General features: G+C 44.6%; 24 protein-coding genes, 1 tRNA gene and 1 pseudogene. 9 read left to right on the plus strand and 17 right to left on the minus strand.

What is annotated here, in order from left to right:
* Positions 1 to 2: 2 nt before the first annotated feature.
* The 6 genes from modB to moaB form a co-directional block, all read right to left on the minus strand.
* Positions 3 to 734 (minus strand): molybdate ABC transporter permease subunit, encoded by a 732-nt coding sequence (modB, locus tag ACOJR9_RS11285; RefSeq protein WP_420933075.1) that lies wholly within the window; start codon positions 732 to 734, stop codon positions 3 to 5.
* Positions 722 to 1,753, minus strand: coding sequence for a molybdate ABC transporter substrate-binding protein (gene modA / locus ACOJR9_RS11290; RefSeq protein WP_420933076.1), 1,032 nt, complete (start codon positions 1,751 to 1,753; stop codon positions 722 to 724). Before modA ends, modB begins: the two co-directional genes overlap by 13 nt.
* An 80-nt stretch (positions 1,754 to 1,833) precedes the next feature.
* A complete protein-coding gene (locus tag ACOJR9_RS11295; protein WP_420933077.1) occupies positions 1,834 to 2,307 on the minus strand; it encodes a molybdenum cofactor biosynthesis protein MoaE in 474 nt (157 codons plus the stop codon).
* A 2-nt stretch (positions 2,308 to 2,309) separates the two neighbouring features.
* Positions 2,310 to 2,558, minus strand: coding sequence for a MoaD/ThiS family protein (locus ACOJR9_RS11300; protein ID WP_420933078.1), 249 nt, complete (start codon positions 2,556 to 2,558; stop codon positions 2,310 to 2,312).
* Between the two features lie 79 nt (positions 2,559 to 2,637).
* Entirely contained in the window at positions 2,638 to 3,141 is a 504-nt protein-coding gene (moaC, locus tag ACOJR9_RS11305; protein WP_420933079.1) for a cyclic pyranopterin monophosphate synthase MoaC, read from the minus strand.
* Between the two features lie 31 nt (positions 3,142 to 3,172).
* On the minus strand, positions 3,173 to 3,679 hold the full coding sequence (gene moaB, locus ACOJR9_RS11310) for a molybdenum cofactor biosynthesis protein B (RefSeq protein ID WP_420933080.1): 507 nt from the start codon (positions 3,677 to 3,679) through the stop codon (positions 3,173 to 3,175).
* Between the two features lie 138 nt (positions 3,680 to 3,817).
* On the opposite strand from moaB, the gene ACOJR9_RS11315 reads away from it, so the two are divergent.
* On the plus strand, positions 3,818 to 4,588 hold the full coding sequence (locus ACOJR9_RS11315; RefSeq protein ID WP_420933081.1) for a HesA/MoeB/ThiF family protein: 771 nt from the start codon (positions 3,818 to 3,820) through the stop codon (positions 4,586 to 4,588).
* A 54-nt stretch (positions 4,589 to 4,642) separates the two neighbouring features.
* Positions 4,643 to 5,278, plus strand: a complete 636-nt coding sequence (locus ACOJR9_RS11320; RefSeq protein WP_420933082.1) for a trimeric intracellular cation channel family protein — start codon at positions 4,643 to 4,645, stop codon at positions 5,276 to 5,278.
* 161 nt (positions 5,279 to 5,439) lie between these two features.
* Here ACOJR9_RS11320 and ACOJR9_RS11325 read toward each other — a convergent pair whose 3' ends face one another.
* Entirely contained in the window at positions 5,440 to 8,043 is a 2,604-nt protein-coding gene (locus ACOJR9_RS11325) for a zinc-dependent metalloprotease (protein ID WP_420933083.1), read from the minus strand.
* A gap of 307 nt (positions 8,044 to 8,350) precedes the next feature.
* Between ACOJR9_RS11325 and ACOJR9_RS11330 the strand changes: the two genes are divergently transcribed.
* Positions 8,351 to 8,944, plus strand: coding sequence for a DUF3299 domain-containing protein (locus ACOJR9_RS11330; RefSeq protein WP_420933084.1), 594 nt, complete (start codon positions 8,351 to 8,353; stop codon positions 8,942 to 8,944).
* Between the two features lie 93 nt (positions 8,945 to 9,037).
* Here the strand turns inward: ACOJR9_RS11330 and ACOJR9_RS11335 are convergent, their stop codons facing one another.
* From ACOJR9_RS11335 to ACOJR9_RS11355, 5 genes are all read right to left on the minus strand, one after another.
* Complete coding sequence (locus ACOJR9_RS11335; RefSeq protein ID WP_420933085.1) at positions 9,038 to 9,835, minus strand: 5'-nucleotidase, lipoprotein e(P4) family; 798 nt, start codon at positions 9,833 to 9,835, stop codon at positions 9,038 to 9,040.
* Between the two features lie 131 nt (positions 9,836 to 9,966).
* Positions 9,967 to 10,134 carry a hypothetical protein gene (locus ACOJR9_RS11340; protein WP_420933086.1) on the minus strand — a complete coding sequence of 56 codons (168 nt, stop codon included), beginning with the start codon at positions 10,132 to 10,134 and terminating at the stop codon, positions 9,967 to 9,969.
* A complete protein-coding gene (locus tag ACOJR9_RS11345; RefSeq protein WP_420933087.1) occupies positions 10,094 to 10,552 on the minus strand; it encodes a MerC domain-containing protein in 459 nt (152 codons plus the stop codon). Before ACOJR9_RS11345 ends, ACOJR9_RS11340 begins: the two co-directional genes overlap by 41 nt.
* Positions 10,553 to 10,619: 67 nt before the next feature.
* Positions 10,620 to 11,132, minus strand: a complete 513-nt coding sequence (locus ACOJR9_RS11350; RefSeq protein ID WP_420933088.1) for a ZrgA family zinc uptake protein — start codon at positions 11,130 to 11,132, stop codon at positions 10,620 to 10,622.
* Between the two features lie 313 nt (positions 11,133 to 11,445).
* Positions 11,446 to 12,516 (minus strand): ADP-ribosylglycohydrolase family protein, encoded by a 1,071-nt coding sequence (locus ACOJR9_RS11355; RefSeq protein ID WP_420936113.1) that lies wholly within the window; start codon positions 12,514 to 12,516, stop codon positions 11,446 to 11,448.
* 457 nt (positions 12,517 to 12,973) lie between these two features.
* On the opposite strand from ACOJR9_RS11355, the gene ACOJR9_RS11360 reads away from it, so the two are divergent.
* Positions 12,974 to 13,050, plus strand: a tRNA-Arg gene (locus tag ACOJR9_RS11360).
* A gap of 268 nt (positions 13,051 to 13,318) precedes the next feature.
* Here the strand turns inward: ACOJR9_RS11360 and ACOJR9_RS11365 are convergent.
* Both ACOJR9_RS11365 and ACOJR9_RS11370 read right to left on the minus strand, forming a co-directional pair.
* Positions 13,319 to 15,196, minus strand: a complete 1,878-nt coding sequence (locus ACOJR9_RS11365; RefSeq protein WP_420933089.1) for a CocE/NonD family hydrolase — start codon at positions 15,194 to 15,196, stop codon at positions 13,319 to 13,321.
* 169 nt (positions 15,197 to 15,365) lie between these two features.
* Positions 15,366 to 16,493 carry a peptidase M14 gene (locus tag ACOJR9_RS11370; protein ID WP_420936114.1) on the minus strand — a complete coding sequence of 376 codons (1,128 nt, stop codon included), beginning with the start codon at positions 16,491 to 16,493 and terminating at the stop codon, positions 15,366 to 15,368.
* A gap of 165 nt (positions 16,494 to 16,658) precedes the next feature.
* On the opposite strand from ACOJR9_RS11370, the gene ACOJR9_RS11375 reads away from it, so the two are divergent.
* Complete coding sequence (locus ACOJR9_RS11375) at positions 16,659 to 16,838, plus strand: ATP-binding protein (protein WP_334062498.1); 180 nt, start codon at positions 16,659 to 16,661, stop codon at positions 16,836 to 16,838.
* An 8-nt stretch (positions 16,839 to 16,846) separates the two neighbouring features.
* A complete protein-coding gene (locus ACOJR9_RS11380; protein WP_420933090.1) occupies positions 16,847 to 17,371 on the plus strand; it encodes a LiaF domain-containing protein in 525 nt (174 codons plus the stop codon).
* A gap of 455 nt (positions 17,372 to 17,826) precedes the next feature.
* On the opposite strand, the gene ACOJR9_RS11385 is transcribed toward ACOJR9_RS11380, so the two are convergent.
* Complete coding sequence (locus tag ACOJR9_RS11385) at positions 17,827 to 17,970, minus strand: hypothetical protein (RefSeq protein WP_334029177.1); 144 nt, start codon at positions 17,968 to 17,970, stop codon at positions 17,827 to 17,829.
* 23 nt (positions 17,971 to 17,993) lie between these two features.
* Complete coding sequence (locus ACOJR9_RS11390; protein ID WP_420933091.1) at positions 17,994 to 18,122, minus strand: hypothetical protein; 129 nt, start codon at positions 18,120 to 18,122, stop codon at positions 17,994 to 17,996.
* A gap of 234 nt (positions 18,123 to 18,356) precedes the next feature.
* Between ACOJR9_RS11390 and ACOJR9_RS11395 the strand changes: the two are divergent.
* Positions 18,357 to 18,570, plus strand: a pseudogene (locus tag ACOJR9_RS11395) (transposase); the annotation flags it as partial.
* A gap of 132 nt (positions 18,571 to 18,702) precedes the next feature.
* Here ACOJR9_RS11395 and ACOJR9_RS11400 read toward each other — a convergent pair.
* Positions 18,703 to 21,162, minus strand: a complete 2,460-nt coding sequence (locus tag ACOJR9_RS11400) for a zinc-dependent metalloprotease (protein ID WP_420933092.1) — start codon at positions 21,160 to 21,162, stop codon at positions 18,703 to 18,705.
* A 200-nt stretch (positions 21,163 to 21,362) separates the two neighbouring features.
* Here ACOJR9_RS11400 and ACOJR9_RS11405 point away from each other — a divergent pair, with 200 nt between their 5' ends.
* Entirely contained in the window at positions 21,363 to 22,604 is a 1,242-nt protein-coding gene (locus ACOJR9_RS11405; protein WP_420933093.1) for an aminotransferase class I/II-fold pyridoxal phosphate-dependent enzyme, read from the plus strand.
* A gap of 190 nt (positions 22,605 to 22,794) precedes the next feature.
* Complete coding sequence (locus ACOJR9_RS11410; protein ID WP_420933094.1) at positions 22,795 to 23,970, plus strand: saccharopine dehydrogenase family protein; 1,176 nt, start codon at positions 22,795 to 22,797, stop codon at positions 23,968 to 23,970.
* Positions 23,971 to 24,009: the final 39 nt, after the last annotated feature.

The following is a 24,009-nucleotide window of genomic DNA, read 5'->3' on the forward strand; positions in this document are numbered from 1 at the left end:
ACTCAAAGCCTAGGCTCCGGGTCTATATTTCTAGTACCATTTGAAGGGCCTGCGCCACCATTAAAGCGATAGAGCAGCGCTAACACAATAAAGGAAAACACAAGTAGTCCAAGGGACATCGCATGGGCACGCTCATATTCTAGTGCTTCAACGTGCTCATAAAGCGCAATGGAAAGTACCTGGGTTTCACCTGGTATGTTACCTCCAATCATAAGTACCACCCCGAATTCACCTACGGTATGAGCAAAACTAAGCCCAAATGCCACCATGATTGGCGCTTTGCAAAGTGGCAGCACAATGCGATAAAAACCTTCTAGCTGTGAAAAACCAAGAGAGCTCGCCACCTCAAGATACCGTTTATCTAGCTGCACGAACCCGCTGTATAAAGGTTGAAGGGCGAAGGGCAGTGAATATACTAACGAACCAAGCACAAGCCCCTGAAAGCTAAAAACCAATGTGCTGCCTGTTAGTGCCAACCACCACTGCCCCAGCGCACTTTGGGGTGAGAAAGCGATGAGCAAGTAAAAGCCAAGCACTGTGGGTGGCAGTACCAGCGGTAATGCCAACACAGAAAGAATGAGTGATTTTACTTTGTGTTGCCAGTTCGCCAAAAACCATGCAAGGGGCATAACTATAATCAACAATAAGACACTGGTGACTAACGCTAGCTTAAACGTGAGTATGACAGTATTTAACATTTCAGCATTCACCATATCGGCATCTACATACCCCATGAATGAGCACCTGTTTTGCCAATGTGATGTTTCCCGCGAACATGAGCATGATTATCACTCAATACAGGTTCATATCCCCAACCTTTTAGTGATGATTGCACTGAGGAAGACAGTAAATACTGTACAAAAAGGCTCGCCGCTTTAATGTGGACTAACGATTCAGTATTTATGACCTCTCCCGCGCTATCTAGCGCGTCAAAAACATTTGGGCTTAATAGAGCGGCGTCGCCGTCGTTTATGGCTAGCGATTGTACTATGGGAGCGTGTAGGCTTTCATCAATAAGAGACCAATGCAGTGTTTTATCAAAGCCAACGTTGTTGTCAGAGCCACCTGTTTTTTCAACGCCAGCTGGTTTATCTGCCCCCCCTTTTTTATCAGCGTCAGCTGATTTATAAAAAATTGTCCCTGCTGTTGGCGCTGATAGGCTATCGGGGCTTTGCATTTCAGTTTCACTGTCACTTTCGGCAATCACCGTCGAGTACGCGACTAACGCACCTCTCACATTGCCAGTGCTCACATACTGATATGCTTGCAGTACATTTTTCCCTTTGACTATCCGCCCTCGAAAGGTATCCCATAATGACATGTTGTGTAAAACCTGCTGTGCGGCCAGCCCATAAGGCGCTAGTTTAGGGTTGGCAATAGCAAATTTACCGCTGGTTTCTGCGATAAAACGTTCAAGCGCCATTTTCGTCTCTGTACTGGCATTGGGTGTAATTAGCGCCAGTCGGCCCCGAGCAAAGGCAGCCACGTTATCGGGATGAATAAGATTGTTCTTCGCTAACATGACAGGCCTTGCAGTGTCTGCAGAGAGAAAAACATCAAAGCTCGCGCCGTGAGAAATTTGCGCGTACAGGGTTCCGCTTGATGACGTAGTGATGGACACGTCGATGCCGGTAATAGCAGTGAAATCGGATGCCATTGTCGCTAGAGGCTTCGCGAAATTTGCCGCAACCGCAATGTTAAGCGGTGGTGATCCAGCAAAATGTTCGTGAAAAACAGTTGAATAATTTTGCACACTTTTAGTTGCCGCCTTTGCAAGGCTTGAGGATAACAAAAGTGCTGTTACCAATAATGTGAGTATCCCCGTTACTGCTCTCAACGCTCAGACATCCACTTTAGCGCAGCAGCGTCATCCGACCCTTTTGCTTCAACCCACGTAGATTTATCACCTTTAAACTCTTTTTTCCATAAGGGAACTGATTGTTTAAGCATGTCCATTAAAAAACATGCTCCATCGAATGCTGCCTGTCTGTGCGCAGCAGCGCAACCTACCCAGACAATTTGCTCGCTATTATAAATACGCCCTACGCGATGCACCGCACCCGCATTAGTCAGTGAAAAACGGTCTACTGCTTTATCGATCAAAGTAGACAGTGCTTTTTCTGTCATACCTGGATAATGCTCTAGCTCAATACCGTCTATATCGCCAGCGCTGTTAAAGTCTCGAACTAAGCCAGTAAATGTTACGATCGCACCCGTAGCCCCTGACGCTGTAGTATTAGTCTCTAATTGCAACTGGGCATACAAGTCGCCTTGGTCGAAGTCTTGTTCCTGTACGTAGACAAACATTGCTAGCCCCCTGTAACGGGAGGAAAGAAAGCAACTTCATCACCCGGGCACAATAAGGTACTGCTGTCACACAACTGCTGGTTTTTCGCCGTTAAAATACTGTCTTTTAATGCAAGAGCCCAATTACTGTCTACTGTTTTTAACTGCATTATTACATCGGCAATCGCGGCCCCATCATCAATATCGATGTTCAAGCTGGGCGTTTTTGAAATTTCACGGGTTTGTGCAAATGTTTTCACCGTTATCTGCATGCTGATCCTATGCTACGTTCATTGATGAGTTCTTTCTTCAAAACTAACGTGATGATCTTAATAAAAATCACCACTTGCTTTATTTTTCACTCGCTTCCTTATTAGTCCAATGGCCCGTTTTTCCGCCTTTCTTTTCAATAACACGCACGCCTTCCATATGCATAGTCGGGTCGATGGCTTTGCACATATCGAACAAGGTGAGTAGCGCCACATTCACACCTGTCAACGCTTCCATTTCCACACCTGTTTTACCGCTTAGCTTGCAGTAACTGGTAGCTCGTATCCGCTTTTCCTCGGGCTGAACCTCAAAATTCACGTCTACTTTTGACAACGCCAGTGGGTGGCAAAGGGGGATCAAATCGCTGCAGCGTTTGGCGCCTTGAATACCGGCAATTCTTGCTACTGCAAATACATCGCCTTTCGCTATTTTTGCTTCGCTTATTTGCTTAATAACACTGTCGCTAACATAGAGAAAGCCTTCTGCAGTGGCTTCTCTTTTTGTTACGCTTTTGTCACTTACATCGACCATATTGGCCTGACCACCCGCATCAATGTGGCTGAATTTGCCTGAAGATTCACTCATGTTGTTTTTCCGCTCAGGGCTGTTCCCGCATTCACAGGTTCACCAAGTGTTTTACAAAGTTACATGGTTTGAAATCCACATCTAACTGGCTAGCAATAATTCGCTCCCACCCAGTTCTACATGCTCCAGTGGAGCCAGGTAAACAAAAAATCACCGTGTTGTTAGCAAAACCAGCAATAGCTCTAGACTGAATGGTAGATGTGCCAATTTCTTCATAGCTTAACTGGCGGAAGAGCTCCCCGAACCCATCTACTTCTTTGTCGAACAATACGCTAATCGCCTCTGGTGTAGAGTCGCGATGGGTAAATCCCGTACCGCCAGTTATGAGTATGCTATGAATGCTACTGTCTGCAATCCATGAGGACACAACGGCTCGCTGGTGGTATATATCGTCTTTTACTAGCTCTCTTGCAGCAAGGTTATGCCCTGCATCAGTTAATGCCTGAGTGAGGTAATCACCAGACTTGTCATTATCAAGAGTACGGGTATCTGAAATAGTAAGTACGGCAATATTAAGCGGCTGGCTAACAGCAGACATATAAATTCCTAATTTGCTATGCGACATCGTGTCTGGTTTTGATAAAGTATGAGCTCTTTTGAAACCAGCATAATTTTTTTGAGTAGACACTTTATAAGGGTGTACACCATAAATTCAATACTTAAGTTGACTTAACCTATGCCTAAAACAGTCCATAGAGGCCTGACTAACGAACAAGCTATGCGCTACAACCGTCATATTGTGCTGCCACGTGTCGACTTAAACGGGCAAGAATCGCTATTAAATGCAAAGGTGCTTATTGTGGGCATGGGCGGTCTTGGTAACGCTGCAGCCATGAATCTCTGTGCAAGCGGTGTTGGTACTATCACCCTCATTGATTTTGACAGCGTAGAATTAACTAACCTTCATCGCCAAACGCTTTTTTCTGAAGCTGATGTTTCAAAAAGTAAAGTACACGCCGCACAACAGTACCTTGTGCAAATGAATACCGACTGTGAAATTCATGCCGTTAATGAGGCGTTTGGCAAAGAACATAGAGGCCTAGTGACTTCCTGTGATGTGGTGCTTGATTGTACCGACAACGCCACAGCAAGAGACCTTATTAACAAGCTATGCTACGCCACGGGTACGCCATTAGTATCAGGCGCTGCTATTCGCTTTGAAGGACAGCTATTTGTTGCCATTCCAGGTAAGAGCCGCTGCTATGGGTGTTTGAGGCAGCTATTTACAGCGCCGGATCTAAGCTGCGTAGAGTCGGGAATATTTTCCCCTGTCGCGAATATTGTGGGTACCTATCAGTCGCTACTTGCTATGCAGGTACTCATGCAATTTGACACTATTCCGGTAAACACCTTAATCACCTTCGACGCTCTAGAGCACGAGTGGCAACGTTGGCAGCTTCCCGATACCACACAATGTGACATTTGCGGACCCGCTCACGCCAAGTAGAGCATAGAAATTGCATTAGCTGCTCATCGAAACACGCTTATAAAAGGATGTTTAATGACAGCAGAATATTTTTTGGTGCTTGGCTTAATTGGAGTGGCATTTTTTGCGGTAGCGGGCGCGTTGCTTGGCTATGAAAAAAATATCAGTGGTTTTGGCGTTGTGGTGGTCGCCACTGTTACCGCACTTGGAGGCGGCACACTACGAGATATTTTGCTGAGCAAGCCTATATTTTGGATTGAAACGCCGGATTATTTATACTCAACCTACGCTGCCATTATTGCTACCGTGATGCTTATCCGCTACTTACCCGCCGTCAACAATTATTACTTTTTGGTGGTAGATGCTATCGGCATGGCAATATTTAATATTATGGGCATAGAAAAAGCACTCATTAGCGGTTCAGGGCTGGTGGTTGCCATCACTATGGGTATTACTACTGGAATATTTGGCAGCTTGATTCGTGATGTTATTTGTCGGGAAGTGCCATCGGTAATGCGAAACGAACCATACGCATCGGCGTGTTTGGCAGGCGGTTTAGTCTATGCCGCCTTATTTAGCCAAGATATAAGCTACATATGGTGTATTTTAGGCTCTCTTGTAACCACCATTTCTCTTAGGTTAGGCTCGTTACATTGGGGGTGGCATATCACCATCTTCAAAAAAAAAGATCGGAAAATGCAGAGCAGTTAAACCGTGTTAAAAACAGTTATTAAACAAGAAATGAACCGAAACGCTAGACGAGATTCTTTCACTACTATGTTTTATTCCGTAACCCGCTTATGATGAAAAAGCCGGTGCTACTAAAAGGGGTAACACCGGCTTGGCTAGCACTTTGGTAACGCTAGAGAAGACTAAGACTTACTTTTATGAAATGCTCTTTCAATTCGGTCGGTGAGGTAAAACTTATGCACCTTACTCGCCCTATCACCACGGGAATTAGCAACTAAATCACTAATGCGATTTAACTCGTAAAGCGCTGCTGCTTTGGCCAAATGATCGTAGTTACTGGCTTTTTCTAAACCACTAATGTTAATCAACTGCTCCACATATTCCGTTTGCAAGTTTCGACGATAACTATTTACATCACGCTTAATATCAGCCTCAAAAATTCCTTTAGTGAGCTCTCCCATCATTTGCTCAAGACTGTACTCGTTGCCATAAAGTGCAGTATCACTCATACGCATTTGAACCGCAGGATGAAGCAAATGGGTAAGCACATTTTTTTGTGCCCCTAACAGCATGTTGTGTGGCTTAGGATCTTCGTTTTTCCCCATATTGTCAAAACCGCGACGCTGACGCTGAATATAGGCAAACAGAGGCTCCATGGTGTCAATAGCATTAGGCGCAAATACAAACTCGTTAAGGGTTTGCATCGCGCGCTGCTGCAGCGCTTTAGGTACCGGGGTAAAAGGCTGTTCATAACCTTCTTGTCCCACAAACGCTCGGTCTACATAGACACCACCTATATAGCGAGAAACAACACTTGCCTGGCGTGCAAACTCACCAAACACGGCGTTTACCCCCACCGCGAGATCGTTATGAGAACGGTTGTCAGCTAGCGTTTTATCTTTAATTTCTGTGGCTGTTGATTTAATAAGACCAAATCGGTCTCGCGCATATTCAACTGCATCGCCCGACATATCAAAGATATTAATTCGTGGGTCGAGATGACGCCCTGGCGCTCGCATGTCATCAGCATCGTTACCGAACGCTAATTCTGGTTCTGCGCTGCGTGACAAAATAGCCTGCAGACGTTCCTCTTCTGCATCAGGATCTGCCAATGCAGTAGAGTAACCATATTCGATTGCCCAGTCATCGTAAGGTCCAGGCTTTTCCGTGTAGAAGTCACCTTGCTCAACACCATCAGGCGCGAAGTTAACAGAAGGATAATCCATTACCGAGCCAGCCAAAATACCTTGTGTAACCGACGCATCATGCGCTTCGTCATGCCCGTGTAACTGAGACGCTTTCATGTTGTGGTTAAGTCCGAGAGTATGACCCACTTCATGCAAAATGAGGTAATGCATGGCCTGCCTAAGCAGCTTGTCTTTCTCTATATCGCCCATGCCTTTTGCCAGTGACGCGTATTGACCAAAGAGCAATCCAGCATTAAGTTCGTGACCTAATGAACAGTATTGGGTAGCATCATCACCTAACCACGAGGGCATTGGCGATGAAAGAGAGGTAGCACCATCAGTAAACATTTCTCCTGCTATCCAACGCCCCTTCATAAAGCTGTATTCCAGCATGATATCAGAGGCAATAATTTGTCCCGTTAATGGGTTGGCAACGCTTGGACCGTAACCGCCAAAAGGGGGTTTTGGCGATGAAGTCCAACGCAGCACGTTGTAGCGAACATCTTCGGCTTTCCAATCTGCATCATCGGGTTGAATACGCACTTCGATGGCATTGCTAATACCGGCCTTCTCAAAGGCAGAATTCCAACTTAATGTTGCATTACGTATAGTGTCACGCCACTCAACAGGAGTTGTATTTTCAATCCACCACACTATCGGCGTAACGGGGTCTGACACTGCTGCGCTCGGGTCTTTCTTTTCTAGGTGCCAACGGTTAATCACATCGCGTCCGATGAAGGTTTGATCTGTGGTTAAATCATCAAACTGCTTACCAAAATAACCAATTCTCGGGTCGTCACGTCGTGATTTAAAATTGTTATCAGGCAGTTCAATAAAAGCATGCTGCAAGCTGATTGTGGTATATCGGGGGTCGGTGATATAATCGCCGCCACGCACTTGAGGTGTATCATTTTCAAACACGTAATCAACCACTATATGCGTATTTGCAGGAAAATTATCGATGGACGCAATCTTGGTTTTGTCATCACTAAGCTTACCCAGTTTAAAGCGTTTCTTCTCTTCTTCTGGTTTTGCCGCTGGCATAGGCGCTATACGATGAAGCTTTTCATTTTTCACCACATCTTCTAGCTTTATGGCTATACGGCCATCCTCCTCACTCACAATTTTAGTGGATACCAGCACGGCCTCACTTGTATTGGCATTGGCGGCTTTGCTAATAGCGTTGTTAGGGTCGAAATAATAGCGAGGTGTCATTGCCACTATTTCAATGCGATCAAACACTCTGCGCATTTCAATGAGCCGGTGCTGGCGAAAGCCCCCGCGAAAATGCCCTGCATCCACCACGCCTTCAACAGTATTGGCGAAATATAAGAATGGTTTATTAAGTTTAGTGTCGTCAATAATCAACAAGGCGGTACCATCTTCCCTGTTTTGATAAATGGGCAAGTAGCCGTCATAGGCAATTTTATCCTCTAGTGTTTGAGTCAGAGTTTGCTCTTTTTTCGCCTCTACTTTGGTTTCTTGTTTACTTTCTGACATGCCATCTTTATTGTCGTCTTGAGCATAAACATTGAGGCTTAGTGAGGACGAGCTCAACAAGCCGACGATCAGCGCCTGTTTTATTTTAGTGAATTTCATAGAGTTTCCTGTCTAGCTATTTTCTTTCGTTTTTGTGTAGGCCTTTTACGCCATTTTTTGATTTTATATTCTGGTTATCTATTGTGGAACATAGTGAAACAGTTGTTTTGTAAACCATCGTATTTTTTGGCACTTTACCGTTGCAAGTGTCGCAGAATGTGCAAACAGAACCCGACTACGCACGGAGAGTGCTGATAAAATCGATTTTCCTGCTGACTTTCAACGCCTTTTATGCCATGCGACTGCTTCATACCATGCCACTTTATGTTATGTTATAACATTATTTGATCATATATTGAGGTCTCTTTTGAAATCTTCAGCAACGCGTCCGGCCGCTAAGTACAGTTTAATTGCAGCGCTACTGGTCTTTGTAAGCGCATTTAACCTTGCCTATAACCTCGCCTCGGCTGCCAATTATGAGGAGATTGACTGGGTTGCGCTGATACCCGAGGAGGACTTAAGTGCGCTTTTAAATCGGCCAGAGTTTTTGAACGATATTGCCGATGGATCTGCTGCTGACTCTATTGATAACTTCATCTCGCAGCAGCAGGAAGATGAACACGCAAAACGATACCAGCAAGCCCTGATGTCGACGCGTGTTATAGATACATTTGATGGCAAAGCTATCCGCATCCCTGGGTTTGTTGTGCCGTTACAACAAAACGAAGAGCAAAAAGCCACGGCTTTTTTTGTCGTCCCGTATTTTGGTGCTTGCTTACACATGCCTCCACCACCGCCAAATCAAGTTTTATATGTTGAATATAAAGAGGGGATTGCAGTAGAAAACTTGCATGCCCCTTATTGGTTTGAGGGCACGATAAAAATCGACAATCATGAGGGCATTCTAGGGACATCTGCCTATTCATTAGTGTTGGATGGCTTCGCGCTTTACGAGGAGTAATCAAGATGACATGGCGAGCGATGGCATAAACAACGAACAACAAAGTGCTTTCCATATAGAAAGCAAGTTTCGTTAATTATGCCTCGTGTTTAATTACCAAGAACCATACATAGGGTTTGGCAAAATAAAGACCTCAGTACCTACCCGAGGCATTAGCGAATCCACATTGGCCGAGTCTTGCGTCACACCGCCAACATCTTCAATATTGTCGCCTATTTGCATAATAATAATGTGTGGCGCGCGCCAGGTTGAAGGTGTGTCTTTGGCAGCATTTGAACAGGTTATCTTCCCTTGGATAAGCTGCATTCTTCGCAAGTCTTTATCATTAATGATGCCTTTCTGACCCACTGCATTTTTATCTTCAGCGGTGCGCCCAATAACGCAAGTATTGCTTATGGTAAGTGGCAGATCTTGCGCCAAAAGATTATTCCACGTGTGGTTATCAAGCTCCTTATCGCGATTTGTAATAAGCGCTACTTTGCCATTTCGAGCAACAACTTCACTGATAAAGGCGGCTACACCAGGCACTAGTGTGGCTTCTTCACGCTTCACCCAATCAGCCCAGCTTTTTGATGAGTAGCCTAGACCAATGCTTTCGCGCTCTTTTTGGTAGGCGCTGTTGTCTAATAGGGTTTCATCAACATCCATTACTACAACGTTGCCATCGGCAAAACGCGCAGGCAGTGCAGCAATGGCCTGGTTATACACAAAGCTTGAAAGAATCGGGTACTCTTTGCTGCTGGTTTGATAAATCACGGCGTTTGAAAGCGTTCGTGCTTTTTCACCAGCAAGCGGCGTCGAGGGTGTTGAAGAGCAAGCGGCAATGGCTGATAGTGCTGCACAGATGCATACTACTTTGCCGATACCAGAGAGTCGGTTAAGAGATAACAAAATTATTTTCCTTTTATTGTGTCGCTTTCTGCCTGCGGTTTATTGACATCATATTTATGTCTTACTTTATCGGCGCACTGAGCCCGACATATCAGCAATGGCCTCATGGTCAAGCAGACTTTATTGATGTTCTACTTTTGCACAAAATAGATAGCTTGGTAATAGGTTCTTAACGCAACATGCAGTCGCCTTACCGAAGCTTCAACAACCATGAAGTTTTGAATATTGTGCTTTGCAAACGCGTATTTATCTTCCCGCTTAACTGTTGTTTGAGGCCTGGCAACCAGTTTGCTTTCCACCGAGTCGATAATTAGCAATGTGCGCGCCCACGATAATAAAGGAGGCCATTACAGAAATTAGCACCTCTCCATATTCCCCAAGCACCTCGTGCCCCAACCCCATCCATTCAATGATCAGCGGAGTGCTTAACAGCACTAGACCAAAAGCGCCTGCTAATACCACCCTCTTATTTTTGTGGTATACGTAGCCAAAGAAAAGTGCAAAAGCACCAATGGGTAAAACGAAAAAAAGTAAAACATGGTGAAAAATTTCGTCATTAAATATTGAAACACTGACAAACGTTGGTAGTGTAATCAATAAGATGGGTGTGAGTAAACAATGTATTATGCAAAGCGATGAAAGCAGCATAGCGAGCTTGTCTAATATGAACTGTACTTTTGGCATTGTGCTACTTACTTGAGATATTGAATTCATCATGTTTCCAAATATTAATACAGCGTAAGCTCAATCACTGAAACCTTCGCCTTTGGGAGTAAAAATCTAGTTAACTGCTTATCTGTAATGTTGGCTGTTTTGGCGTTATATCCTGTGCACCTTGTCCTCTACTGGTTACCCAGATAGCATTAATGTGCCGCAAACTTGGCCAATGGGTAAACCCTGTCATTTCAATACTCTTTAGTGGGCCATGACAACTAAGCAAATAGGCTACGCGAAAGTCAGTGTGACTGTTGCGATGGGCGTCGCGGTTATATTCACTTTCATACTCATCATGGGCAACGCCTACCTTCCATGGAATTTCAAGCGTGGTATCGAGTAATTCGCATACACTACTAAGCGTGAAGATATCGTTAAAACGAAGAAAGGTGTCTTGCGTATTCTCGTAGCGCCTTATTTCATCATCAGTTGTCGGCGTGTGTTCAAAACCCAGCACATCAGCAGCGGGCAACTGCAGTACAAGCTGCCAGTCATTTCCAGCCTGTAAAATTTGCAGCTTTCCTTCGCCGTGGATATGAGGTGCTGCATGAGCCGAGCTGACACCTATTGCAATCAAACTCATTCCGACAAAAGTTCTCACCTTCAGAAAAACTGAAGAGGCGCATAGCGTTTTTTTGGATTTTCTTCTTCTAAAAGCAATAGCGTTCATTTTAACCCTTCACCAACCAATTTGTTACAGTATAACATAACATTCTTAAAGTATGGATAGGGTTTTACAATCGCCAAAATAAGAGGTTGAGAATAATCCCCTATTGAGAGGGACAGGATGCCCTATGAAATCAGCGGCTGCTCGCAAGGGCCAAAAAAGCGCCGGTAATCACATAAACACTATCGGCGCGCTTTTAGCTGTGTATGCTCAGTAGAAGCTTACGAATTTATGAGAGGAATTCACCCGCATCGCTGATCTCCGTATTCAGCTGTTCAGCATCACAGAGTTGATCGTATAGTTCATCGATGGGCTCAGCAGCGATAAGCCCCACGATACTGCCTAGTACAAAACCTCTGTGCACATTGTCTCCGCCCACGTTAGTATTAGCAAGCAGCGCTTTTTTACTGTCATCAATATAACGATAAGCGAAATAAAGAATGCTGGGCCATGCACCTGAAATATAGCACGCTGGAGAATACGTGTGCCCCACCACTTCCATGTCACTTTTTTTCTTCGCAACTAAATTAGGTAATGACAAACCCATTGACCGCGTAGCAACATCTTCGAGTATGGCATTCGCTGATTCGCCTTCTTGGCGCAACAGTCGAAACAATAACTCAACATAATAATCGCACACCATGGCTAAATCATCACTAGGGTGAGTGAGCATTAAGTGCTCTCTGCATACTTTTTGTGCAGCGCTTAATTCCTCGCCACGTAAGGCCGAACTAAGTGCCAGCGGCGCAATAGTGACAAACCCACCTATTGACGCAGTATCATGGGTTATAGCACCGCATTGATGAGCAGGCTTTCCAGCCTCTAAATTAGCAAAAAAACCGCGATGATAAGACTCAGCGTAGGTGTCAGGGTGTTGCGGCTCACTGGCGGTTAGCATTTTTATATATTCATCTAAAAATTCATCGCGCTGATAGCCCTTTGATAAACATCTCAGCATCACTCTGGCGCAATGCGCATTTAACGTATTCTCACCGGCTTTCATGCCTTGATGATAATGTTGATTTGCGCCCGTCCAATATTGTCGTTTACCCTTCAAAATGACATCGCCAACGATTTCTTTTTTGGCCTGACTTGACGCCCTTGCCCTGCCCCCTTCTCTGGTAGAGTGAAGCGACATAATTGACGACGGATGATACGCAGGTGCATCTTCAAACTTTGAAATACTACCATTAAACGCTTTGAAGATATCACCCGGGTTGTAATACCAATGAACCGGCATGGCCAAGGCATCACCGATAAACGCATTTTTCAATGCAGCCTCGAAACGTTTCTCGAAGATATTCTTAGAGGCAGAAGAAGTATTTCCCTCATGCTGTTGTGAAGAGATTTCTGACGGTATAGCCAATGCTTTGTCTCCTTATCTAACCCTATTTGTCTTTACTGATCTATTAGCAAAGCACACTGAAAAATTCACGTACTTCTCACTCTTTATACCCTTGGCGCGATAACGACGAGCAATATCGTAACCAGACGCGATGAAGTGCTGTTTGGTAAAGTAAGGTTTGAGAGAAGTGTTTAAATAAAGATGTATACGCAAAGTGTGGCAAGAATGATCGTATCGGAAGGATTTGAGTTTAGGGGCGATATAAGCATTAAGATGATTGAAACTATCTGGCTCGTAATAGGCAATTACTGACCACCTTCTCGTGCTAGCGACACATTATTTGACCAATAAATAAGCAAACGGTACAAAGTGTCTGGCATGTAAACGCCACATGCCTTATCTTGAGCAATACGCGCTTGTAGCTCAGTTGGATAGAGCAACTGGCTTCGAACCAGTTGGTCGGGAGTTCGAATCTCTCCAAGCGCGCCATTTTTTCTTTATTGCTGCTTTATAAACACTTGGTACCATACACTTGTGCTGAGATTGGAATACACAACCTACTTAGCCACACAAGATGGTGACAATAACGCAACGTTGCAGCGACCAGCTTTGAAGTGGTTATTTGCTGCCATCGTGTTACAAAGCAGAACCCACGAATAGAATGTAAAGCATTGGATCAGGTGCTTCAATAAAATACAACGAACCTCCAAAAGTATTCACAACGGAGGCTCGCACTCAGTTTACCAGAGGCTAAATACTATTTACCCTTTCTTACCGGCAGCACAATCTGCGACGGATACTTGTCTGAATAGTAAATTGCGTTATGGGCAACCACGCCTTCGGTTTCATCTACGTTGTTGCCACCTGTGTTAAGATTTCGCATATACTGAGGAAACTTACTTGATGATATTTCAACACGAATTCGATGACCGGCTTTAAATTCATAGCTGGTAGACATGGCTGTGGGTGTTAGCTCATACACTTCGCCACTTTTCATAAAGACTTCTTTGTTAAACCCTTCACGATAACGGGCGCGCAAAATAGTATCATCCACGTTGTAGGCTCTGCCATCGGGGTATACGTCAACCAGTTTAACGGTAAAATCAGTATCTTTCGCATCTGATGAAACAAACAGTTTGGCACGGATAAACCCAGTAACATCCATTGGTTTATCAAGAACGTCTGAGGTGTACACCAGCACATCGGCCCTTGCTTCGATACCGCGTTGATCAAAACTCCCCCCTAATGACGCACCACTATTGCAGCATACGCCACCTCCTAGTGACGGTACAGGGTTCATGGGGTCGTAAGTAAAGCTGTCTTTGCCTGCTTCATCTGGAGTAAACGAAAGCGTACCATTGCCAAAAATACTATTAGCTGGACCTTCACTGCCAAGGTAGAGCGTGGTCATTTCAGTATCTTTGGGCGGCCAAGTATCAGCGTCCTCCCACTGATTACGCCCCATAGTGTAAAATTTTACACGCGGCGTGTCTTTGATAAAACCGTTGTCTTCGCCTTTCACATAATGGTCGAAAAATTCAAAAATTGTCTGCCAGTAATCATGATAAGCATTGCCCACATTAAGCTCGCCTGCAATGTAATCGGTATGTTGCGGCGTGCGATAAAACGCGCAATGTAGGGTAGGAGCAACCATCATATATTGGCCATCGCGAACACGCTTGCTGCTACCGTTTTCTCTTACGTGGTTATATAGCGCCAGATTGGGGCCCTGACTTACATCAAACCAGCTATTGAACCAGTAGGCGGGCACGCTAAACGGCTCGTTGTCGTGATACAAACCGCCTTTAAACCAGTCTGGATCATTGGGTTTTCTTGCGAGAAGCGCCGCGCCAGGGCCGTCATTTCCACCAGACGTGTTAAGCCAATCGGTAGCCGGTAGTGTACGAAGGTGTTTGGCCCAATCCACCTTCGGCATATCCGCAGCAAGGTCATAAGCTTTACGCAACATCTGACGTTGCTGTTGGGTTAGAGCCTTGGGAAACTGTGGCCGAATATTTTGTTGTACACTGTGCAACCATACGGTGAACAGTGTTTGATGCACGCCGCCTTTGTACCAATTACCCTGCTCATAGTATTCCCCTACCCTGCCTATACCTGCACCAGATGCCATCGGAACCATCGCTTTGTGAGCAGGATGATTTTGGGCCGCTAAAGCGAGTTGCCATTCTGCTGTAGAGGAACACCCCCATGTAGCTACCTTACCATCAGACCAAGGTTGGTCAGCTATCCAGCTTAGTGAGTCGTAGCCATCGGTGCGAGGTTTTCCAAGGATTTCCCATTCACCTTCAGAATAAAAACGACCGCGTTCATTTTGCATGACCACCGCATAGCCACGTTCAAGTGCTTCGTTGGCGAAGGTGAGCGAAACGCCTTTTATCTGATTAAAGTTATAAGGCGTTTTTACCATTATGGTTGGGAACGGGCCTTCCCCCTTTGGCTTATATACATCGGTTGCAAGGCGAACACCATCGCGCATGGGAACCATTAACATGGTATCTGCATTGGAAATCGCTTTGAATTTAGCCAGTTCCTGTTTTTCGTCGGCGTAAACATGGCCAGACAATAACGCAAGACTAACCGCAAAACCTTTTAATCTATGGGACAAATAGGGCATCGTTTTCTTCTTTTAAACGTTGGGTTATTAGACCTTGTTAGAATATGTGTATACGACAAATAACCACAGGCCATGCCGCTATTTGTTAATATAAGGTTAAACCAAAATAAATGCAGCAACCAGATTTGCAAGGTGAGGCAACAAAAAAACACTACCAAACCGCGACAGACTAAAGCTCAAAGTAATTAGTGAAGCATTTAAACAGCTGGGTACCGCTTAGTACTGAGGCTGAAGGAAAGTTCAGCATAGGAATAAGATCGCACGGAGCGTGCAACATTCTGCTACCTTGGCTGTTGTCTAACTCATCAATGTCGAGTATTTGTGCTAACGGCTCTCCCTTTTGCACTTTTTGCCCCGGTTTGGCAATGTACTCCACCATGCCGCCAAAATCAGAATATAAGGTTTTATAGTCTCGCAGATACACACCTAATCTCGTCATTTCAGCGGGTGTGAAATCACTATCCACCAATACGCCTTTGCCATTGAGGTAACTCAATATACTGTGGGCATCCACACTGCCCTCGCCAAAGTTAATCACTTCTTGGCTTCCCATCTCAAGAGTAAATGCTTCTACGTTACACTGTATGTTTCGCCCTAGATTTTGCTTAACAGAGTCTTGTAGTGTCCACCAAGGGCAAAACGTCGCTTCATCAAGTGCACCGGCAAACTCGTTTGGAATAAAAATATTGTGAGGAATGTTGAAGAGCAACGCACTGTCTTTCGCGTATTCAGGAATATAGATATGCCGCGTTGACACCGGCCCGTTGTGTAAATCGAGTACGAAGTCTGCATTTACCGCAATTTGCTGCAGCTTTAAGTTAAGTTGTTGAGCTAGTCCAAGCCCCCAGGGTTCTGCCAGCTTCTTCCCGATGGACGCTAATAAGTGAGCCCGAAAACGCTGTTTAATCACATCAACAGGCTCTTCAGGGGTAACGGTTTTCGCAAACTGCTCTACTGCAGCTTGGTCGTAAAAATAGCCGCGATTCCAATTAGTACCGTTGACAGGATCAAACCGGCCCAGTGTGTACTCACCCGACTTAATGTTAGTGCCCACAGGGTTGCAGTTGGGGACTAAAATAATCTTTCCTCTAATATCGGTGTTTTTCAATTCCTTTATCAAATGATAAATAACCACATTACCCTGAACTTCAGCGCCATGTATAGAAGACTGAATGTAAACAGTAGGCCCAGATTTGCTGCCAGAAAAAGTATACACAGGCACATTCAAGTTACGGCCTGATGCGTTTTGAGCAACAACTAAATATTCTTTTTTTAACTGCGTATTATTAGCGGACATATTCACTCTGACATCGTTAAGTTTTTGGAGCACTGTAAGTACCTTTTTTCTTCGTTATGCAACTTAACACAAATAGAACGATGGTATTAGAGTAAGAGTGGCTGAGAGAGGCTTATACATTATTTAGTACATAGCGTTAATATTTCTTATACTCTTAATTCACTATTGATAAATATTGAAGACGACGGTCTAGGTATTCCGAAAGACAAACGTGAAAAATGGTTAGAAAAAGATACACGTTTAGACAGCTGTAAAGAAGGTCAAGGTATAGGCATGGCTGTGGTCGCAGATTTAGTCAACGCATATCAAAGCCAACTCGAAATAAAGCATTCGAGCGCAGATTAGTTCAGGCCATGGCGAGTCAACATCACCAAGAAATATTCGATTTAGCTGCCGATTTAGAACAAACCAAAGATTCAAAGTTTAACTCGTACAAAGAACGCCAATTCAATGTCAACTATGCTGCAAGTGACAACCATGAGACTGAAACTATTGTCAATATTCTTGGCGGTTCAGGTCGTAGCGGTCAATGGACAGTGCCCAGAGAGATTAATATCATTACCATTTTTGGTGGCGCCGATATCGACTTTACCGATGCTATATTCACCACACCTAATGTCACCATTAAAATTTTATGTTTGTTTGGTGGCGATAATATTTATGTGCCAGAGAATATCAATGTGGTATCAAAAGCCTTTTGTATTCTAGGTGGAATAAATAATAAGGCCCCCTCTATAGCTTCTCGTCAAGCCCCTACTCTAACCATTGAAGGTCTTGTGTTATTTGGCGGTTTGGATATCAAAATAAAACGCACTATGAAAGAAAAATTTGTCGCTTTCGCCAATCAGATGAAAACCATGTTCAATGACAAAATGTAAGAGTGTCGATTAAATATTGGCGTTTAGTCTATTAAGCGATTATCCGGCCTGAAATAATGCCAAACTGGTTGACTTGTCTACAGCGCCAAATTTAAACACGATTTAGCACTATAGCAGGGCATGTTCTGGTGACGGGGTATTCGCACCAAACAGCGGAATAATAAGGGCTTAACCGAAGTGCCTGTTATCGTCGTTTAAAAAAGTACAATTTAAACGGCTAATTTTCTGGTTTGGAGACTGTTTCCTCAGTAGGTACACATAACTTGCCCGTAATCACAAAAAGTAAAGCAGTTTGAAGTTCTAATAAATATAATTGCTTGTCTCCTATTACAAAATAAGTCCATATAGCGCTTAAGAGGTAGATTCCAGAGGCGATGTTAAAACCAATACTCGCGTATTTCCTGTTCATTTTGCTTCTCTCCAAAAAAGGGGCATTTCGCCCCTAGATACTGCATTTACCAGTGATTTCTGTTTGTATTTCCATACTGCGCATAAATGGCATCATCTGCGTTTGAAACTTGAGCGAAAAATGCGCCTAAGTCGTAAAAAAAACCAGCACCAGATACTGATTCTACTTGGGTTGCGTTTAGTTCAATCATTTTAACCTCCTTATTGTTGAGTGTTATTTTCTGTGGTCTGAATAACCTTGATAGAAATCGTATGCCGCATCTGCAACAGCTATGGCGATTGCAATTTGGCCCCAATAGCCGCCAGAAATGCTTCTCAGCTCTTCTAGTTTGATTTCGTCCATAAATCATTTTCCTTTTATTTACGACCCAAATTGGTCGAGAACAATAGTTACAGTATATTTCGCTTGATTAAACTGCCCCATGTAACTGTTTTTATGCTCAGTTGATTTAAACAGCACTTTTCAGTGAGACCACCTGTAATGAGATACGCCACCCAACACAAAATACTGCTTGTGTCTTAGACGGTAATACTTATCTTCTGTTTTCTATGACTGGTCATCGAAGGGCTTGGTGAGCACTTCGGTATGAAAGCCCATATCGGCGTGGATGCCAAAAGCGGCCTGACGCATACATTAGTAACCACTGCCACCCACGAACATGACCTGAATTAAATGAAAAAAACTACACGGCGATGAGGAATTCGTTTCCTGCGATGCCGGTTATCAGGGGGCAGAGAAGCGAGAAGAGCAGAAAGATGCAAGTGCAGAATGGCTGATTTCCGAGCGACCCGATGATCTGACAGTAGAAAGTCTCGCTCCTGACCTATAATGCAGGACTTATTGGAAGTTTCCCTAAGGCATCTGCAAAGGCTAATTAACATCCTAAATAAAACCTTTGCAGAGCCTTCACATCACTCAAAATTTAAATTGGCGAGCCAGGTGGTAACGGCATCACGTCAAACGCCGCAGGCCATGTTCCACTGGCAAAGTAAGTATCAAAATATCCATTTAATATTTCGTACCTATCGTCATCGGCTTCATCTTCTAACCACTCGTTAAACTCTAACAACGCTTCATCGGCCGCAAGTTTTACTTCAGGTGCCAATTTGTCGTTAGTCACAGCCGCCATGATGGCGTTAAGCGCAACTAACTGAAGACGTTTTGAGATAGCACTCGTGTCTTTATTTTTATACCAATGTACGTTCAGAATTTGTTTAATCAGAAGATTAACGTCTACCTTTTTGCGTCTATCTTTACTGCTTGTTACTTGCCACTGAAGGCGATTTAAGCGCTCTGGGTGCAACAATAACGACAGTGAGAAGTTCGCCGCAGAGGCCGCAGCAGATGCAGGGTCGAGCATTAATCCCATTTTACCCTTGAATTGTTCACGAGTAATATCATCGCCGTAGGCGGTGGGAGGAATTAACGACAGCACACTTTCAGGCATGCTGAGGTAGTCAGCCGTCGACGCTTTAATTAACTGCTGCATTGCACGCTGCTGCACCGCGGGTGCCACAAACTGTTGGCCTTGTGGGGTAACATAATCGCCTTTGCGCTCGTATTCGTAGTGCAAACCACCTACCTGTTTTGCCACCGCTTCAAGCTGATAGCGATGAAGCAAGAAAATGGGCACTAAGCTGTCTTCTAGTGACGAAAGGCTGGCATTGGGCGCTAGCGTATTCATACCGAGGTTGTTAAGCGCCACATCCCGTACCTTCGAAATTTCATCAAAAGCGTCTAATGGATCTGAACCATTCTCCCACATATGCCCGTTTGCAGAGCCGTGTTTGGAACTTCGCGTATCTGAATCCGACTTAAAGGCAAGACCAGCATTTCTCGCTTTAACAATAATCTTGGCAAGCGCTTCAGTTTCTTCGTCTTGGTTTGCAAATGTCGCATAACCATAGGTGACGGCATGTTTGTCCCAATCTCCTATTCCTTTGTCATACGCGTTTTCTAAGCTGATCACCCCGTCTTTTAATGTAATTTGAGGGTGCGGATAATCCATCACCGAAGCACGATTGTTTTCGCTGGCCGCAAAGTTGTGCGCAATACCCAGCGTATGGCCAACTTCATGGGCAGAAAGTTGTTTTATTCTGTCTAGGGCCATTTCTTGCTGTGCGCTAGTATCCGCCGTATTGTCTACACTTCCATCAGAAAATGGGCTGGTGAGGCCAAGGGCGATTAAATAGTCTTGGCGCACGCGCAGTGAACCTAGCGTTACGTGGCCTTTTATTATCTCTCCCGTTCTTGGGTCTACCACAGAAGAGCCGTAAGACCACCCTCGCGTTGCTCTGTGAACCCAGTTAATAACGTTGTAACGCACGTCCATAGGATCGGCGCCCTCAGGCAACACTTTCACCTGAAACGCGTCTTTGAAACCTGCTGCTTCAAACGCTTGATTCCACCAGCTAGCGCCCTCTTTAAGCGACGACATTACTGGCTCAGGAATACCTGGGTCTAAATAATAAATAATAGGCTCTACCGCTTCGCTCATTGCAGCGTGAGGCGTCTTTTTCTCTAGCCGATGGCGAGTAATAAAGCGCTGCTCTGTCGACTCAGTAATAGCCGTAGAGTAATCGTAATAATTGAATTTCCAGTAGCCCGAGTACGGATGATACACACGGGGTGTATAGCCCGGCTCTGGCAACGCAACAAAGGAATGGTGCAAGTGCACGCTTAAGCTTTCTGCATCAGGCGTGACTTCTTGTACATAGTCACCCGGTTTGCTTCCGCTAAAGGTTACCAAGGCTTCAAGCTCAGTGTTTTTCTCAAACCCTTTCGTACGCGGTAGGTACACGCCACTGCGCATTTTATCTACCTTAAAACTGCCTTGCTGGCTGCCAGACAAACGATTACCAATCCCATGAACATCACTCAGTAAATAATCCGTGTAGTCAACCAGGTTCGCGCTGTCGCTTTTTGCAACAATACCAAAGCCTGCAATAACCGAGTCGGCAAAGGCTTCATCAATACTTTGCTTTTCTGCCAAAGATCCATGGTCTGCTCTAAACTTAGTGTTGTGCTGTATTAACAATAGCTTGTTGCCGAAACGCTCGAAGGAAATTAAACGAGTTCTACCAAGCTGCCCCCTATCTAGGCCAATATCATTTGAGCCCACGCCGTAGGGAAGGCTACTTTGAAATAGATACTGCTCATCAGATGCGGGTACTTCCAAAAACACCTTATCGGCAGAGTCATCATAATACATAGGGATCAGGCCGCTTTTCTTCGTCATGCCATGAGTAAACTCACTGATGCTTGGCACTGCGGCTAAGGCAAGAGAAGATGACGTGATAAATAGCGCAAACAACACGGTGATGAAATGGCTAGTGGCACGTAGGTACTGTATGTACCTACCAATCAAGGTAGAACGCTGCATTCGTTAATTCCTTCTGCGTACATGCGAAACAGTGAAGTGTGAATTGTTACAGTTAGCCTACCCCAAGTGACTGTATTTGCCTATGATTGCGGCAGTAAAAAATACATCAACAGAAAATACTTGAATAGTTATCGTGAGTATTTCCTAATGTGTACCCGCTTGCATTGTTTTTTTGTCTATCAATATTGAGGTTGGCTATTTTGAAGTTTACGTCTCGCGCTACTGAAATCTCTGAGTTCTTGGCCATGGCCTATGGTGAAAAAGCATCGGCGCTTGTTAAAAGCGGCTTTGATGTTGTTCGCCTAAATCTCGGAGAACCTGACTTTGGTGCCCCAGACCCTGTAATAACAGCGATGAAAAACTCGTTAGATTCACCAAACTACCCTTACACATCGGCGCTGGGCACACCTGAACTGCGCGAGGCCATTGCAGGCTTTTACGAGCAAAAACACGATGTAAAAATTCCCTCATCACGCATTGTGGTTACCGCCGGAGCAAGTGCGGCGCTTTTGTTAGCCAGTGCTGCACTGGTAGAGCCTGGCGACAATGTGATTCTAGGCGACCCTTCATACCCGTGTAACCGCCGCTTTTTAAATGCCTTTGGTGCGGATGTCACTCTGGTTCCCACCGCTAGTGAACATAACTTTCAGCTTACTGCTGGAGATGTTGAAAAGCACTGGAAGCCCAATACGAGAGGCGTACTTATTGCAACCCCAGCAAACCCAACGGGCACAGTGATTGATACCGCTGAATTGTTGGCTATTGGTAAAATCTGTAAACAGCATGGTGGCTTTTTAATTGTCGATGAAATTTATTTAGATTTGCTATTAGATGCGTCGGTACAAAGAGAAAGTGCGGCGCTGGAAGAAAATGTGTTTGCAGCAAGAGATGAAACTGCGCCCACGGCAACAACCGCACTCGCCAATACGCTTTTACACGATAATATTATTGTGATTAATAGCTTTTCCAAATACTTCGGCATGACCGGCTGGCGTTTAGGCTGGTGTGTAGTACCTGAGGAAATGACAAGCGTTGTTGAGCGGTTAGCACAAAATCTCTTTATATGCCCTTCTACCCTTTCTCAAAAAGCAGCGCTTGCTTGCTTCACCCCGCAAGCCCGTAGCCAATGTGAGGAAAATAGGCAATTACTGATTAAACGGGCCACGCTTGTCTTTTCTGCATTGGATACGATGGGGCTACCTGTTGATGCAAAGCCCAACGGCGCTTTTTACGCGTATATCAATATTCAAAAAACCGGGCTTTCAGCCATCGAGTTTTGTGACACGTTTTTGGAAAAATACTATGTGGCGCTTACTCCAGGAAACGACTTTGGTGAACATAATGCCGATAATTACGTTCGTTTGTCATTTGCCACTAACGAGAGTGATTTGAAAAAAGGGCTGAAAAGACTATCTCAATTTGTGAATGAATTAGTAGGCTAATGGTTTCATGAATACACCAATATTATGCAAAAAAATAATAGCGAGCCCGCGAGATAGGTATATTTACCTAATTCGAGATTAGCGAAAACTAATTGGGCTAACATAAGACTAGCTATCGCAATAGTGGTTTTCACAAGAATGCTAACGTAAAAGAACGCATAAAAACGTAAATTAAAGACAGGATGCAAGTATGAGTATTGAACGAAATTTAGATGTGGTGATTTTCGGTGCCACCGGCTTCACAGGAAAATTAGTTGCAGAATACTTTCAATCGCAGTACGGCAACGACAGCAGCGTTAAATGGGCAATAGCAGGCCGAAACGAGCAAAAGCTTAACGATGTAAAACAAGAGCTAGGTATCAGTGACGCTGTTGAAATGATTGTTGCTGACGGCGATGACGACAGCGCGCTAGATACACTGACCAAACGAACTCATGTTGTACTGACTACCGTAGGCCCTTATCAAATTTACGGTGAAAAACTGCTTTCTGCTTGCGTCGACAACGGCACTGGGTATACCGATTTATGTGGTGAACCTGCGTGGATGCATCAAATGATCAATAAGTACAATGACAAAGCCAAAGAGACGGGTGCAAACATTGTCTTTTCGTGCGGCTTCGACTCTGTGCCTTTCGACTTAGGAGTGCACTATCTGCAACAACACGCAAAAAAACAAACTGGCGATGCCATTGAATACGTTAAAGGTCGCGTACGCAAAATGCAGGGAACGTTTTCTGGCGGTACCGCAGCGAGCCTAAAGGCCACAATGGTAGCGGCGAAGAAAGACAAGTCGATAATGGCGGCGTTAATTAATCCGTTTTCACTGGCAGATACAAACGTAGCGACAGAACAGCCAAACGGCAACAAGCCCTATTTTGATGAGCAGTTAGGAACATGGGTTGCCCCTTTCATTATGGCTGCCATTAATACTAAAAACGTGCATCGCGCTAATTACCTAAGTAACTATGCCTATGGCAAAGCGTTCAAATATGATGAAATGCTAATGACCGGCCCTGGTGAAAAAGGTGAAGCCATGGCAAAGCATGTGGCTAATGATAAATCGTTAGCCAGTGATGATGGCCCTAAGCCCGGCGAAGGACCGAGTAAAGAAGAGCGCGAAAATGGGTTTTATGACGTCATGTTTGTTGGCAATGCGACAAATGGCGATATGCTGGCCGTATCAGTAAAAGGTGACAAAGACCCGGGCTACGGCTCTACCAGTAAGATGATTGCAGAATCTGCACTGTGCCTTTGCAAAGACGTCAGTTTATCTGGCGGTTTTTACACGCCTGCATCTGCGCTAGGCGATAGCTTAATTAGCAGATTAGAGGCCAATGCTGGCCTTACGTTTTCCATAGAAAAATAAGTTTGAGAAAATAGGTTTGAGAAAGTAAGCGTAAGAAAA

Origin of the sequence: Alteromonas ulvae, from assembly GCF_048987005.1 — a bacterium.
Taxonomy (GTDB): Bacteria; Pseudomonadota; Gammaproteobacteria; order Enterobacterales; family Alteromonadaceae; genus Alteromonas.